At 35.0% G+C, this 15,067-nt stretch carries 9 protein-coding genes and 13 tRNA genes; 5 read left to right on the top strand and 17 right to left on the bottom strand.

The genetic code is table 11. The features are described from left to right. Positions 1 to 477: 477 nt before the first annotated feature. Positions 478 to 1,077 (top strand): fasciclin domain-containing protein, encoded by a 600-nt coding sequence (locus ACP6PL_RS30465; RefSeq protein WP_426549128.1) that lies wholly within the window; start codon positions 478 to 480, stop codon positions 1,075 to 1,077. Positions 1,078 to 1,360: 283 nt separating this feature from the next. On the opposite strand, the gene rsmA is transcribed toward ACP6PL_RS30465, so the two are convergent. Beyond that, a complete protein-coding gene (gene rsmA / locus ACP6PL_RS30460) occupies positions 1,361 to 2,182 on the bottom strand; it encodes a 16S rRNA (adenine(1518)-N(6)/adenine(1519)-N(6))-dimethyltransferase RsmA (RefSeq protein ID WP_426549107.1) in 822 nt (273 codons plus the stop codon). Between the two features lie 295 nt (positions 2,183 to 2,477). Here rsmA and ACP6PL_RS30455 point away from each other — a divergent pair, with 295 nt between their 5' ends. After that, complete coding sequence (locus ACP6PL_RS30455; RefSeq protein WP_426549127.1) at positions 2,478 to 2,843, top strand: Uma2 family endonuclease; 366 nt, start codon at positions 2,478 to 2,480, stop codon at positions 2,841 to 2,843. Between the two features lie 202 nt (positions 2,844 to 3,045). On the opposite strand, the gene ACP6PL_RS30450 is transcribed toward ACP6PL_RS30455, so the two are convergent. Next, the gene (locus tag ACP6PL_RS30450) at positions 3,046 to 4,389 is read right to left on the bottom strand and encodes a hypothetical protein (RefSeq protein WP_426549106.1); all 1,344 of its coding nucleotides are present in this window, start codon (positions 4,387 to 4,389) and stop codon (positions 3,046 to 3,048) included. A 160-nt stretch (positions 4,390 to 4,549) separates the two neighbouring features. On the opposite strand from ACP6PL_RS30450, the gene ACP6PL_RS30445 reads away from it, so the two are divergent. Further along, positions 4,550 to 5,308, top strand: coding sequence for an SH3 domain-containing protein (locus ACP6PL_RS30445; RefSeq protein WP_426549105.1), 759 nt, complete (start codon positions 4,550 to 4,552; stop codon positions 5,306 to 5,308). A 131-nt stretch (positions 5,309 to 5,439) separates the two neighbouring features. Here ACP6PL_RS30445 and ACP6PL_RS30440 read toward each other — a convergent pair whose 3' ends face one another. Further along, positions 5,440 to 5,685 carry a hypothetical protein gene (locus tag ACP6PL_RS30440; protein ID WP_426549104.1) on the bottom strand — a complete coding sequence of 82 codons (246 nt, stop codon included), beginning with the start codon at positions 5,683 to 5,685 and terminating at the stop codon, positions 5,440 to 5,442. On the opposite strand from ACP6PL_RS30440, the gene ACP6PL_RS30435 reads away from it, so the two are divergent. Beyond that, positions 5,678 to 6,181 carry an SH3 domain-containing protein gene (locus ACP6PL_RS30435; protein ID WP_426549103.1) on the top strand — a complete coding sequence of 168 codons (504 nt, stop codon included), beginning with the start codon at positions 5,678 to 5,680 and terminating at the stop codon, positions 6,179 to 6,181. The genes ACP6PL_RS30440 and ACP6PL_RS30435 overlap by 8 nt on opposite strands. Before the next feature lie 314 nt (positions 6,182 to 6,495). Further along, on the top strand, positions 6,496 to 7,128 hold the full coding sequence (locus tag ACP6PL_RS30430) for an SH3 domain-containing protein (protein ID WP_426549102.1): 633 nt from the start codon (positions 6,496 to 6,498) through the stop codon (positions 7,126 to 7,128). Positions 7,129 to 7,186: 58 nt separating this feature from the next. Here the strand turns inward: ACP6PL_RS30430 and ACP6PL_RS30425 are convergent, their stop codons facing one another. The 14 genes from ACP6PL_RS30425 to ACP6PL_RS30360 all read right to left on the bottom strand — a co-directional run bounded on the left by ACP6PL_RS30425 (position 7,187) and on the right by ACP6PL_RS30360 (position 14,954). Next, on the bottom strand, positions 7,187 to 12,718 hold the full coding sequence (locus ACP6PL_RS30425) for an AAA family ATPase (RefSeq protein WP_426549101.1): 5,532 nt from the start codon (positions 12,716 to 12,718) through the stop codon (positions 7,187 to 7,189). 469 nt (positions 12,719 to 13,187) lie between these two features. Then, a tRNA-Leu gene (locus ACP6PL_RS30420) sits at positions 13,188 to 13,265 on the bottom strand. Positions 13,266 to 13,274: 9 nt separating this feature from the next. Next, positions 13,275 to 13,349, bottom strand: a tRNA-Leu gene (locus ACP6PL_RS30415). Between the two features lie 7 nt (positions 13,350 to 13,356). Continuing rightward, a tRNA-Gln gene (locus tag ACP6PL_RS30410) sits at positions 13,357 to 13,427 on the bottom strand. 191 nt (positions 13,428 to 13,618) lie between these two features. Continuing rightward, a tRNA-Asn gene (locus ACP6PL_RS30405) sits at positions 13,619 to 13,690 on the bottom strand. A 182-nt stretch (positions 13,691 to 13,872) separates the two neighbouring features. Next, positions 13,873 to 13,948: transfer RNA gene (locus tag ACP6PL_RS30400), tRNA-Met, on the bottom strand. Between the two features lie 10 nt (positions 13,949 to 13,958). Then, positions 13,959 to 14,032 (bottom strand) — tRNA-Leu (locus tag ACP6PL_RS30395). Positions 14,033 to 14,100: 68 nt separating this feature from the next. Then, a tRNA-Phe gene (locus ACP6PL_RS30390) sits at positions 14,101 to 14,173 on the bottom strand. 4 nt (positions 14,174 to 14,177) lie between these two features. Beyond that, a tRNA-Arg gene (locus ACP6PL_RS30385) sits at positions 14,178 to 14,252 on the bottom strand. 84 nt (positions 14,253 to 14,336) lie between these two features. Further along, a tRNA-Tyr gene (locus tag ACP6PL_RS30380) sits at positions 14,337 to 14,418 on the bottom strand. Between the two features lie 45 nt (positions 14,419 to 14,463). Beyond that, positions 14,464 to 14,550 (bottom strand) — tRNA-Ser (locus tag ACP6PL_RS30375). Between the two features lie 15 nt (positions 14,551 to 14,565). After that, a tRNA-Trp gene (locus ACP6PL_RS30370) sits at positions 14,566 to 14,639 on the bottom strand. 65 nt (positions 14,640 to 14,704) lie between these two features. Beyond that, positions 14,705 to 14,776: transfer RNA gene (locus ACP6PL_RS30365), tRNA-Ile, on the bottom strand. Positions 14,777 to 14,882: 106 nt separating this feature from the next. Further along, positions 14,883 to 14,954 (bottom strand) — tRNA-Ile (locus ACP6PL_RS30360). Positions 14,955 to 15,067 lie beyond the last annotated feature (113 nt).

Raw genomic sequence — 15,067 nt, 5'->3', positions numbered from 1 at the left:
TAGCTAATTTTATACCTTGACTTGCTGTTTTTTTGTTTCTTAAGTCACATAGTCTTGATGGGTATCGCCATATTAAACATTATACCTTAATGGGTAACAACTTACCTAGTATGCAAAACCAATCATTGGTTATACCCCCCTTAAAGCTTGGATGTGCAAATATATAAAAAAACCGAAAATTCCTTGACGTTAATGGCTATTTGTTTGTATACTTAATAGTGGGTTTAACCCTCTTAGGTATTTTCCCTCCCACAATTTACAAGTCACCATTAGAGTATAACCAGTCATTGGTTATACCCCTCATAAAAAAGGGATCGAATACATGAAATAATTGGAAAGATTGCTTGAATATCTATAAATATCTGTTTGTAAGATATGTGTTTGTATTTCCAAAATCTTGGGCTTAACCAATCATGTATTTGACTAACCAGACAAACTTCGTTCTTTCAACCTTTAATAATTAAGTAAAAAGTAGTGATGAATACTAAAGCTTTCTCAAGTCCCACCAAAAAATTGACTGGCCTCTTACTAACTATTGCTGCCAGCGCTTTAATTAGTTTGCCAGTATTAGCCCAAAACTATTATTCTGCTGCGATCTTTAACCCACGGCGTAACTCCACAAGTCGCAGTGTTGATGGTACAATTGCCGGAGAATTTGATGTAGCTATCAAGTATTATCAGAACTTCCAAACCTTTGCAGAAGCAGTAAACAAAGCAGGGTTAATGAAACAATTCCGCTCATCTGACAACGACAAAGTAGAATATACAGTGTTTGTCCCCACAGATGCAGCTTTTGCAGCTTTGCCAGAAGCTACAAGGAAAGAGCTATTCAAACCAGAAAACAAGGATAAATTACTTAAACTTTTGAACTATCACATTGTTCCTGGTAGTGTTTCTAATGAAGAGGTGGCAGAGGGAAGAGTGGAAACTGTTTCTGGGGATCAAATTAAAATTAATCTAGATGCTACTGAGGATAAAATTACTCTGAATGAGTCAAGCACTATTGAGTCATCCCAACGTGCTAAAAATGGAGTAATAATATTAGTGGATCAAGTATTAATGCCAGAGGAACTATAACAGGACTTACCCAATTGAACCCAGAAACCCTGTTTTTTATAGACGTCTATTGTTCAAACCAAGAATTTTTTGTAGCAACTGGGTTTCGCGTAGGTAAGTCCTGTATAAAAATTTCAGAGAACTTACTTGTGTAATTAGTGATTTCACTGTGTTCGGGTCGCTATAAATTGGAGCTACGTTCCAATAAAGCGACCTTTGGAAACAGTTTTACGCACACCAAAACTAAATTAGAAAAGGCGTTTCGCGTGCATCACTCCTAATCATCAGTGATTTCACGGTAAGACTATAAAAACTCCTCTAAACTATTTGCTAATGCCACCCACTCCTGGACACTTAAATCTTCTGCACGACTTTGGGGGTTTACTTTTAACTTTTCTAATAAGTCGGAAAGGCGATCGCGATCGACAACTGCTTTAAGATTATTTCTCAACATTTTCCGTTTACTAGCAAAACCTAATTTAACTAACATTTCCATTTGTTTCGGGTTATTAGCCTGGGTTTCTATTAATTGAGGCCGTAGTCGTATTACTGCTGAATCTACTTTGGGTGGCGGGTAAAATGCTTTAGCAGGTACATCACAAATAAATTCACAGTTGGCTAAATATTGAATTTTTACTGATAGGGAACTATAAGCTTTTGAGTCTGGTGGGGCGCAGATTCTATCCGCTACTTCTTTTTGTAATAATAAGACGATTAAATCATAAGTATTAGTTACAGGTTGAGCAATTGTGCCTAATAGTTTTTCTAGGATTGGGCCTGTAATGTTATAGGGTATATTCGCCACAACTTTATTAGGATTTTGGAAAGCAGAAAATTGTGCCAAGTTTGTTTCTAAATCTAGGGATAAAATATCTCCCTGTAATAAGAGAAAATTTTCTACTCCACCAATTTTTTTGACTAACTTTTGACATAAATCTCTGTCAATTTCTACTGCAACAACTGAAGCTGCTAGGGGCAATAAACGATGAGTGAGAATGCCTGTACCTGGCCCAATTTCTAGGACGCGATCGCTCTCGGATAATTCAGCAGCTTGGACAATTTTATTAAGAGCTTTGTCACTCCTCAACCAATGTTGAGCAAATCTTTTTCGAGGTTGAATAGTCATTTCAGTTATCAATTATTAGTTATCAGAAAAAAAGAAGGATTTAAGTAAATAAATTATTTAAGAGTGTACCACTAAAGGTTTGTCTTGATGGAAAGTAGCGGATATTATAAGTGTATAACCGGATTTCATACAGGAATCAGGAGTCATTTATGAGATATTTATGAGATATTTAAGAACAATCAAAATCCTTTTATCTTCTGACCCCTGACACCTGATAACTGACTCCTCATTTGTAATTTTTTCCGTAACGCCCATAACCAAAAATTGTTGTTTTAAAAGTTGAAGCAGGATATAAATACTCAGAACTCAGCATAATATTAAAAACGAAATAGTACAAAGAAAAAATCAACTTACATTACAAGAATTTCTCGAACTTCTACCAGGAGATGGAGATATTATTTATGAATTTATTGATGGAAAAGCCGTAGCCAAAATGTCACCGAAAAAATTTCATTCTAAATTGACTCGTGCATTATTATATTTAATTGATGAATGGTGCAAAGGCAAAAGAGAAGTTTATCCAGAATTAGCAGTTAAGTTAACAAGAAAAGTAAAAGATTGGATGCCTGTTCCAGAATTATTATATCTTGCTGCCGAACATTTTCCTGAAGACTGGGAAGAAGATGTCGCTTGTTCTATAGCACCCAATTTAGTCATATAAATTATTTCTGCTGGTCAAACATTTGCTCAACTTACAGCTATAGCTAAAGATTATTTAGATGCGGGTGTATTAAGGGTGTGGGTTGTTGATAGTAAAGCTAGGAGTATTACAGTTTTTTATCTAGATGCACCGCCACAAACTTTTATGGGAGATCCCCCCATGATAGATTCTTTACAAGTATTTAATAAAGCTGGAATTCCAACTACATTTCAGTAAAATGTTTATACAATAAATGATGAATAAATTGATAGCGATCGCCTATTCTTTGTAACAATAATCGACTACTAGCATAATTCAGAAAACGACGATAATTCCAGGGAATATGCCCATTACTAAATAAAACAATTCGCAGCACCAAATTTTTCACTCCGGGCAAACCAAACCTTCCACCAATTAATCCACCAATAGCACCACTAATTAACCCTGCCTTTAATTTCCAAACCAAGGTAAAAATAAATCCAAAAGTAAACCCCCAAAATAATACACTAATCAAATTAATAATTAACTGATATGTCTGTACCTCGCCATTAGCATCTAGCCAACTTGACTGTAATTTTTCTATTCTAAATTCCTGAATATTTTCTGCTGCCATTTGCTTTGCTAACCATGCCAACCACCGTCTTGTTTGTTCTGGTAGTGGTTCTTGATTCCTAGAATACCATTTATAGTTAGTTTCTCCCCCTAATTGATAACGAATATAAGCATTTAATAAGTATTTTTCTCTTCCCTCTTTAGAAGTAATTCTTCTCCAAGCAGCAATTAAAATTTCTTCATAAGCTAAAGTCATCATGCTTAACATTAATGGTGTTTTAGCTAAGTTTAATAACTCTGGTTCCTCCTCAATATAATTCCAAAGTTCTCGACTTCTAGCCACGAATAAATAATCTTTAATCTGGCTATTTGTTAAAGGTTGTAACAAGACAGCAGCATTTACTCTCAACTTATTATGACAATTTTTATAAGTGGTAAAACTACTACAAACAACTAAGTGTTTTGGTTGAAAATCTATTGAGAATTTATTAATACTTTCTAAGTAATGTTCAGATAATTCTGGAGATACTCGATCTAACCCATCTATTAAAGGTAATAGTTGTTGATTTTCTAACCATTCTCTAGTAACTTTCTTGGGAATATTATATTTAAACTTAAGTTGCTCAACTAACCAATCTGAAATTTCCTGATTGTGATTTTTCCATTTTGAAAGGTCTAATAATACTGGAATTGGTGTGTTTGTATCTTTTTCCGTCCGAATTACAAGCCTTCTAGCTAATTCTAGCAAAGTTGTAGTTTTACCACCTCCAGGATTTCCTAATAATAGTAATTTTCCTTTCATGCGGTCAAAAACTTGCATAATATTTACTTTAGGAGGGATTTGAAAAATAGGGCGCTTTCCTACTTTTACTTCTAGATCCCAAGAACGTTTTAATTGTTGGGGTGGTTGCTGACGCACAAGATTAATTATTACTGCATTATGTAGAGACTGCGATCGCAGTTGCAGAACTTCTCTTTTAACTGTATTTAATAGTTTATTGCGATTTCTTTGCACCTTTGTATAACTCTATTTTTACATTGTTTAGTTAGCTATTATATGGTTAAAATATTCATAATATATATTTGCTTTAATAGTTAACAGTTATGCTTGTGATTAAAATTAAAATTGACTAAAAAAGTGAACATATAATTAAGTTGATAAGGAGCTAAAAATTATGTCATTGAATATGGGACAACTAATCGTTACAGGAATAGCTGGATTTGCGAGTGCCACTTCTATGGCTTATTTCACAATCCAGTCTGGTTCGTCACAACTTGCTAATAATTATTTCCAGACACAAACATTAGATAGCAACCTAGTTTCTCATCAACTACAGTCCTCATCTTCAACTCCGAGCTCCTCATATTTAGTTAGTCAAAAATCTAGTTCAGTTATCATTACACCACCAACATCAGGATGTAAAATTAATATGGCCATAGTAGACGATCCTGAAGCACCTCTGAATGTTCGTAGAACTCCAGAAGTTAAAGAAGGTAATATAGTTGGTCAACTTAACAATAATACCTTTGTTTCTGTTGCAGATGAACAATCTGGTTGGCTAAAAATTACTAATCCTGTTACAGGTTGGGTTGCCAAGAACCGAACTCGTAGCAGTTGTGCAAAAGTTGATAAGACTATTACTTTTTCCCCAAAAAGTGACACAGCTATTGTTAGAGGTGAGATTATTGGTACTGGTAGTCATAACTACCGGGTCAGGATGATACAGGGTCAGACCCTAACTATCAAAAACTTTGGGGATGTCTTTCCGGCAATTATTGGTCCTAATGACCAACTTATGGTACAGGAAGGTAGTGAAAGTGAGTGGACAGGTGTTATTTCTCTGAGTGGGGTATACACTTTACAATTAGATTCTAATTTGCGTGGATATGAATATGAATTTTCAGTGTTAATAGAAGGAAATGAGAATTTTTAGTTTACATCTCAATTAACGAAGTCAGAAGTTGTTTTTCTAAGGACTATTTAGAGCAACTCTCCAAAAACATTTCGCCAATCAAGGCAGAGTTGCTCGACTAACTAATCCGAAATTTCCCGATTGTTATTTTGCTATGTCGAAGGGTCTAATAAGACTGGAATTGGTAAGTTTGGATGTTTTTCAATCCTAATCACAAGTCTTCTTGCTAATTCCAGTACAGTTGTAGTTCTACCACCCCTAGCATTTCCTAATATGAGTAATTTTCCTTTAAAGTCCTCATCTTCTTCAACTCTCAACTCCTCAGATTTAGTTAGCCAAACATCTAATCTAGTTATCATTACACCACCAACATCAGGATATAAAATTAATATGGCCATAGTAGACGATCCTGAAGCACCTCTAAATGTTCGTAGAACTCCAGAAGTTAAAGAAGGTAATATAGTTGGTCAACTTAACAATAATACCTTTGTTTCTGTTGCAGATGAACAATCTGGTTGGCTAAAAATTACTAATCCTGTGACAGGTTGGGTTGCTAAGAACCGAACTCGCAGTAGTTCTGCAAGAGTAGATCAGATCATTGCTTTTTCTCCACAAAGCGACACAGCTATTGTTAAAGGTGAGATTATTGGTAATGGTAATCATAGCTACCGAGTCAGGATGATTCAGGGTCAGACCCTAATTATCAAAAATTTTGGGGATGTCTTTCCGGCAATTATTAATCCCAATGGCCAATTTATGGCAAGGGAAACTAATGAAAGTGAGTGGAGAGGTGTTATTTCTCTGAGTGGGGTATACACTTTACAATTAAATTCTAATTTGCGTGGATATGAGTATGAATTTTTGCTTTTAATAGAAGGGAATGAGAATTTTTAGTTGAAACTTCCAAGAAATTGTTAATTTTCTTTCCTTTTTCTGGTTCCAATAATTATCCTCCTAGAGGAATTGAGATTATAAATTCCGTACCTTTTTGTGCACTAGAAATACATTCGTTAGTGCAGAGTGCAAGGTGTGGGATAACTAATTATATCATTCCAGTTCCAAAGAGCGATCGCTAGTCATTGTGCAAGAAAATGCACGTCCATCCGTAATAACAAGGATTGTTGTGATAAATAATTCAAATTATCACACTTCTCCAAAATTTAGGAGATCATTAAAACATAGAGTTCAAACACAGGAAATCAAAAAATATGAAAAACCAAATTGTTGTTTTCGATCAACTAAATTCCTCATCTTCAACTCCCAACTCCTCAGATTTAGTTAGTCAAAAATCTACTCTAGTTATCATTACACCACCAACATCAGGATGTCAAATTAATATGGCAATAGTAGACGATCCTGAAGCACCTCTGAATGTTCGTAGAACTCCAGAAGTTAAAGAAGGTAATATAGTTGGTCAACTTAACAATAATACCTTTGTTTCTGTTGCAGATGAACAATCTGGTTGGCTAAAAATTACTAATCCTGTTACAGGTTGGGTTGCCAAGAACCGAACTCGTAGTAGTTGTGCAACAGTAGATCAGATGATTACTTTTTCCCCAGAAAGCGGCACAGCTATTATTAAAGGTGAGATTATTGGTAATGCTAATCATAGCTACCGGGTAAAGATGATTCAGGGTCAGACCCTAACTATCAAAAATTTTGGGGATGTCTTTCCGGCAATTATTAATCCTAATGGCCAATTTATGGCAAGGGAAACTAATGAAAGTCAGTGGAGAGGTGTTATTTCTCTGAGTGGAGTATACACTTTACAATTAAATTCTAATTTGCGTGGATATGAGTATGAATTTTTGCTTCTAATAGCAGGGAACGAGAATTTTTAGTTGAAACTTCCAAGAAATTGTTAATGTTCCTTCGTTTTTCTGGTTGTAATAATTATTGTCATAGGGGTATTTTCATCAAAAATTCTGTACCTTTTTGTGGAGTCGAAATACATTCTAAAATTCCCCCATGACGTTCTACAATAACTTGATAACTAATTGCTAAACCCAAACCTGTACCTTTACCTACTTCTTTTGTGGTGTAAAAGGGGTCAAATATTCGCTTTTGCACCGCCTCACTCATACCCATACCATTATCAGCAATCTGAATTATGACTTGATTTTTGGCTTCTATTTTTGTCGTAATAGTAATTTGAGGAGGGGAATTTGCAGATTCTTTTCTCATAGGTTGTAGTGCATCAATAGCATTACCAATAATATTCATAAATACCTGATTCAGTTCTCCGGGATAGCATTTAACTTTGGGTAATTGACCGTAATTTTTAACAATTTTAATTTCGGACTCATGGGGTTTAGCTTTGAGATTACTTTGGAGAATCATCAAAGTAGAATCTATGCCTTGATGTATATCTACATTCTTAACTTCTGATTCATCCAGACGAGAAAAATTGCGTAAAGATTCGACAATTTCTTTAATTCGATTAGTTCCTACTTTCATAGAATTTAATAGCTTAGGGAAATCTGTCACTAAATAATCTAATTCCACATCTTGAATAATATCGATGACATCATCCACAGGTTGGGGATAATTGTCTTGATATGTTTGAATTACACTTAATAAGTCTTCAGTATATTCTTGAGCATAGTCTAGATTGCCATAAATAAAGTTGACGGGATTATTAATTTCGTGAGCAACTCCTGCAACTAACTGCCCTAAAGATGACATTTTTTCAGTTTGAATGAGTTGGGTTTGAGTATGTTTTAATTCTTTGAGAGTTTGAGCTAGACATTGATTTTTTTCGTTTAATTGTTCTAGGGTTTGAGCTAGACATTGATTTTTTTCATTTAATTGTTCTAGGGTTTGAGCTAGACATTGATTTTTTTCGTTTAATTGTAGGGTGCGTTGCTCGACTTTTTGTTCTAAAGTATCGTAAAGCAAAGCATTTTCTAGGGAAATTGCTGCTTGAGTCGTAATCATTTCTAATAGTTGCAATCTTTCGGGAGTAAATGCACCTGTTGTTAAATTGTTTTCTAAGTAAATAATACCGATAAGTTTACCTTGCTTAGTAATAGGAGTACATAATATAGACTTAGGTTGCTGTCGTTTGAGATAGGAGTCGTTTACCCATGTTGCTTCTGTAGTCGCATCATCAAATACTTGGAATTTTTGAGTCCGCCAGACGTAGTTAATTAATGCTTGGGGTAATTCTTGACTTGCTGAAACGGGTATGATAGGTCGCTCAAAATTTCGGAAATAGTGTTTATTATCAGTAGAGATAGCTGTATTTACAACATGATTCATTGCTTCGAGGATTAACTTTTGGTCTTTGAGAAGAATGAGAGCGCATTTTTGTGCTCCCGCATTTTCCATGATCAGTTGAATTAAAGTTGAGAGTAAATTTTCTATCTTTACTTCTCCAGACAAAGTTTGAGAAACTTTAATTACAGTTGCTAGATCCAGAATATTTTCTCTATTGGTGTCAGAGCTATGGGTGTAGCTACTGCTACTAATGAGGTTGTTTTTTTCAGAAGACGAAACTAAAACTGTCGCGAGTAGTTGTGGATATCGTTTTTCTAAGTCTCTGAGTTTGGCGACTGCTCCCCAGTTAACATATCCATAGTATGCTTCGATCATGTAGGTTTGAGCAACTTTAGTTTTGCCCCACTCTAGATAAAATTTGGCACACAGTTCGTTTGCTAAAGCTGCTTCTTGAACATATTCGTTTTCTGTAGCCAGAGCGATCGCTTGTTCGTAAGCTTCAATAGCTGCTATTTTTTCTCGGAGTATTCTGTGTTTTTCTGCTTCTATTAAATAGTATTTGTGGGAATGGTTTGTAGGTGCGTGTTGTGCCCAGAATTTCATTTTTTCGGCATTGGCGGTTATTTGCTCTAGTATTTGTTTTTGTTCGTCAACTGTAGCACTAGGGTAAAAAGCTAGTTTAGTTAGTGAACTATAAAAGTAATATACTGGAATATAAAATAACCCTGTTACACCGCCAATATATTTTTCCGTTAAGACTTCATAATATTTAGCGCTCTGAAAATTGCCTAGTAAATAAGATATAATTAATTTATTGAAGTAGATTTGAAATAAAGCATAACTGTCATTAATATTTTCATAGAAAGGAATAAAATTTTCTTCATTAAAAGCACTGCCTGATAATAATTCATGATTTTCTGCATCACCTAGTAAATTGAGAATAGCTTGATGAAAAATTTGATTATAATAATAATTATTTTCTTGTTTAAGCTGCTTGAGAGAATTGCTATAATTTGCTATGTCTTCGTTGAGTTCATCTAAAGATATACCTGCAAAGTAAGAGTGACCACAGTAGTGAAGAATACTATAAGCAGCATACTCTAAATCTCCTATTTCTAAACCTATTTTATAAGCTTCTCGTAAATGAAGAAGAGTTTTGCGAACATGATTTTTACAATGTTCTATGCCAATGCAAACTACTTGAAATACTCTAGGTATCAAGTTTTTAGTGTTAAATTTTTCTAGTAGTTTATAGGCAAGTCTACCAAACTCATACCCAGTATCAATATCTTGTTCTAAAGCACATAAAAGCAAACCATAGTTGGAACAAGAAAAAGCAAATAATGGAGATATTCCTGACTGCAAAGATAGATTGACTTGCCCGCATATAATCAGTGGGAACAATTCTGCTTTGCTAACAAATGCGATAGGAACAAGAGATGATAAAATGCGAAGTGCTGCTAATTTTTCTGGGTCTTTAAATAATGGTAAATCAATCAATTCTGAGATATTTTTTCCCCTCAAGTTACTTTTAGTTTTTTGCAAGTATTCTTGAATATCTGATTCAGTTATATTTGTAGGAAAGCTGATACCAAGAATTTCTAAAACAGATAAACCTATACTTAAAGCTTCTGGTAGTTTCGTCTGAGCAATACAAGCTTGTATTTTTATTTCATAGACCTTGACTCTATCCAATATTTTATCAGCTTTTTCTAAGACAATATCCACCAACTTCTCCATTTCTTTAAACTCACCATTCAAGTAGTTAGCTTGTGCCGCTGATTCATATAGTGCTAATGTTAGTTGATATTGTGTTTGCCAACTATTTTTAGTTAGTAGATTTATCCCTATATTCAAATAAGATATTGCTCCTTGATAAGCAGTTGATGCTTTAGCTTTAATTCCTGCTCTTAAATTTAAATTTGCTAACTCTTCCCTCTCATCTGTTTCTGTGATTAATTCCACACCAGAATTAAGTTGATTAACAATTTCAAATATTTTTTCTTCTAGTTCCTCATTTACTGTATTATTTAAAAGTAATCTGCCAATTTTTAGATGAGTTTCTTGCTTTTTTTGTTCGGGAATTAGACTATAAGCTGCTTGTTGCACCCGGTCGTGCATAAAATGATAAATTGGTGTTTTCATATCTCTCATTTCTGGCAAATTATCATCATTTTCTCCCTGATAAAATTTGTAGGTTTCATCTACTGGTAAAATCAATCCTTCGGATAAAGCATTCCATAAGTCCAAGGCAGTTTTAGAAAGAGAATTCTCATACACAATAGATAGAGTTTTCAAGTCAAATTCGTTACTTATACAAGCTGCTAATTTTAATAATTCTTGAGTTGATTGAGGTAATTTTTTAATTTGGGCAGCCATTAATTCTACTACATCTCCACTGCCTGCTAAAATTTTAATTTTTGCTAAATTGAACAACCATTTCTCCTGTTGCTCATCATAAAAAATTAATCCTTCTTTGTACAAAGACTTGATAAATTGAGTGCTAAAAAATGGATTTCCTTTTGTTTTTCGATAAATTTGTTCCGTGAGTATCACTGATTTTTCTGAAGAATAGTTTATCGTATCCGCTACTAAATTATTCAATGCTGACTGACCCAAAGGTGACAGAATTATTTGATTAACTATTGGTCCTGTTGTTTTAATTTCCTCAATAGTTAATATCAAAGGATGCCCGACATTTACTTCATTATCTCGGTAAGCTCCTATCAATAATAAATAGTTAATTTCACTTTTTTCCATCACCAACTTCATCAACTTCAGAGAAGCTAAGTCTGCCCATTGTAAGTCATCTAAAAATATTACTAATGGATGCTCTGCTTCAGCAAATACAGATATAAATTTTGAAAATAATAAATTGAAGCGATTTTCTGCTGCACTTGGAGATAATTCTGTGGCGGGTGGTTGTTGACCAATCAATAATTCTAATTCCGGAATTACATCTATGATTACTTGTGCTTCTTCTCCTAGTATTTCCTTTAATTTATTGGCAATCTGTTGTAATTTTTCTTGGGGTTCACTTAAAGTTTGCTTAATTAATTCTTCAAAGGCATTTAACCATGCTGAAAATGGTATATCTCTTTGAAATTGATCAAATTTTCCCTCGATAAAATAACCTCTTTTTTCTAAAATTGGTTGATGAATTTGATTGACTAATGCTGATTTTCCTATCCCTGAAAAACCTGCCACTAACATCAATTCACTTTGGGATTTTTCTTGGTGAGATATTCGGTCAAATGCTGTTAGTAATATTTCTACTTCTTCCTCTCTTCCATATAGTTTTTCTGGGATAATCAAGTAGTTGCTACTGTCTTTTTTTCCTAGCTCAAATACTGTGACTTTGTTTGTCTTTTCCCACTCATATTGGCATTTTTCTAAATCATGGCGTAATCCGACTACAGTTTGATAACGTGCTTCTGGCATTTTGGCGATTAATTTCAACACTATAGAATTGAGGGTTTCTGGTATTTGGGAATTCAATTCTATGAGCGGTTTTGGTTGACGAGCAATATGAAAGTGAACTAATTCTATGGGATCTGTGGAAGTAAAGGGGAGTTGCCCTGTTAATAGTTGATAAAATGTAATTCCCAATGAGTAGAAATCACTCCGATAATCAATACCTCTATTCATCCTCCCTGTTTGTTCTGGTGATATATAAGCTAGAGTCCCTTCCATAGTATGGGGATTCTTTATTTCTACTGTTTCTTTGGGCAGTTTTGTTGTGGTACTAAAATCTATTAGTTGGATTTGTTGGCTTTCGGGATTAATGATAATATTTTGTGGTTTTATATCTTTATGAATAATCCGATTTTGGTGTAGTTTTTCTAGGGGGTTAATTATTTGTAGAGCTATGTTGAAAAATTGATTTATGCCTGTTGCATTTATCCAGTTAGAAAGATTGGCGTTACTGACGTATTTTTCCAGAGAAATCCCACCAAAATCTTCCATTACCAACATTAAACGTTGCTCAAATTTTTCCAGAGCTAGCATTTTTACTACTCCCGGAAAGTTCAAGTTTTTCACCAGGGTATAAGCGTTGCGATATTGAGTTAAGGAATGAAAATTAGGATAGGGATGATTGGGAAGTTTGAGGATGACTAATTTTTCGTATAATTCGGCATAGGCGCGATAGACAATTGTGCGATCGCTGGCATAAATTTCTTCTAGGAGTTGATAGTTCAGAATTTTCTGCATTAGTTAATTAGACTAAAGGTAATGAATTACACCTAGATTAATTATATAAAATCATTACCACCGTCTTTGTTGCATGAATATCTTGAAATCCTTGCTGTGTAATATTTTCATTAATGAAGTTGATTGAAAAAAAAGCTTACAGCAGTTTTAGCGTTGATGAAATACAAAATTTTAGGACTTTAGACAACAGGCAACAAGCAACAAATAACAAGCTATAGGCAACATAAAATTAATCCATTATACCTCATCATCCTAAAAAGTTCTGTAATTTATCAAGTTTCTGAGGTTTTTATGCCACAGAGACATTAGCTTATCATATAAAACTCTAATTACCCTGTAAAAAATGCCAGTCAAGGCCAATTTTTGTCCAACTAAATTAACTAATATAATTAATTTATTATGGCTTTGTTTGATGAGTACTTGAAAATTTAAGTATTTTTTCTTAGTCCCTAAAAGTTTTGTTTCAAAATACTCCTGGTGGGAGTCGAACCCACAAAATTAAAACAGATTTTAAGTCTGCCGCGTCTGCCTATTCCGCCACAGGAGCAAATGTTGATACTCCTGATGAGATTTGAACTCACACATAAGTTGTTTTTGAGACAACCGCCTCTACCATTTTGGCTACAGGAGTATAGTAACTGAGGGGGCAGGGATCGAACCTGCATTTTCGCTTTCAAAGAGCGATGTCATACCATTAGACCACTCCTCAATAGAGAAATAAGAAGTTATATCATGTTCGGATAATTACTTACAATAAAGTTTTTGTTTGTAGTTGGGCTTTAGCCCTTACAAGACTTAGTATTTGGGCTTTAGCCCAAATACTAGCCTAATTATAAGTGTTCTAACGAACATGATATTAGAAGTAATAATCAAATGATTTAAGACTTTGACATTAAATAGCTGCCCCGGTAGGGATTGAACCTACGACCGTTCGCTTAACAGGCGACTGCTCTACCACTGAGCTACAGAGCATTAAATCAGTTATCAGGTGATAGGGAATATTAACACCGTTTTACCGAAGTCAGAAGTCAGATTTTATATACTAACAACTTCAATAACGAAACCATACAGGTCTCGTAAGCAGGTGGTGAGATTTGCACTCATAAGAAGACTTTACAAAAGTCTCATGTTGCTGATTACATTACACCTGCATTTGGTGGCGGAGGTGAGAGTTGCACTCACTGATTTTTAGGTTATGAGCCTACTGAGCCACTCTTGCTCCATCTCCGCGTGTCACCAATACCCCTGACTGGAATCGAACCAGCAACATCTAGATCCTAAGTCTAGCGCCTCTTCCTATTGGGCTACAGGGGTGTATTATTATAGAATTGAGAATAGAGAATTCAGAATTGAGAATGACTATAACAGCTATTTCTAGGATATCCCCCAGGTCAGTATCGAACTGACGACTTCCTCCTCTTCAGACAGGCGCTCTACCAACTGAGCTACCGGGAGATAACGAGAGCGGAGAGAGTTGAACCCCCAAGTATCCAGTTTCGTAGACTGGCGTGTTATCCGTTTACACCACGTTCCCATAAAGTAGTTATAACGATAAAAACATTAACTGTTAACTGTCAACTGATGACTGATAACTGATAACTGATAACTGTTAAAAAGGTGGATCAGGCAGGATTTGCACCTGCACAGCATTAAGCGACAGTTTTACAGACTGTTGCCCTCTCTAATAGGCGAGCTGATCCAATAACTGCATAGTGTTTTCAGCAAAACCAAAATACACTACACAACGGAGAGAGTGGGATTTGAACCCACGACGGTGATTCAACCGTTTCTTCTTAGCAGGAAGATGCCTTAAGCCACTCGGCCACCTCTCCTAAAAGTATTTATATTGGCGCGGAGACTAGGATTCAAACCTAGATCGTCGGTTTTGGAGACCGAAATGTTATCGTTACACCATCTCCACTCATAGCTATTTTAATTTTGAGCTAGTACAACAACTAATCCGCTTGAGTAAACAGTTAGTTGCTATAGCAGTGGCAGGGATCGAACCTACACTCACCAAGTTATCAGCTTGGTGCTTTACCATTAAGCTACACTGCTTTATTTTGAGTCTGGGAAGGGAGTTGTTACACCATCTCCACTCATAGCAATTTTCATTGTGAGCCAGTACAACAACTAATCCGCTCTAGTAAACAGTTAGTTGCTATAGCAGTGACAGGGATCGAACCTGAATAGACCAAGTTATGAGCTTGGCGCTTTACCATTAAGCTACACTGCCTTATTTGGAGTCTGGGAGGGGAGTTGAACCCCTGATGATCGGTTTTGCAGACCAATGCCTTACCCAATTATTAATTATTAATAATTAATAATTAAATAATTCTGGTTTAAAGC

The sequence above is a fragment of the Dapis purpurea BLCC-M126 genome (assembly GCF_050015975.1).
Taxonomy (GTDB): domain Bacteria; phylum Cyanobacteriota; class Cyanobacteriia; order Cyanobacteriales; family Microcoleaceae; genus Trichodesmium.
This window is presented reverse-complemented; position numbering and strand designations above follow the sequence as displayed.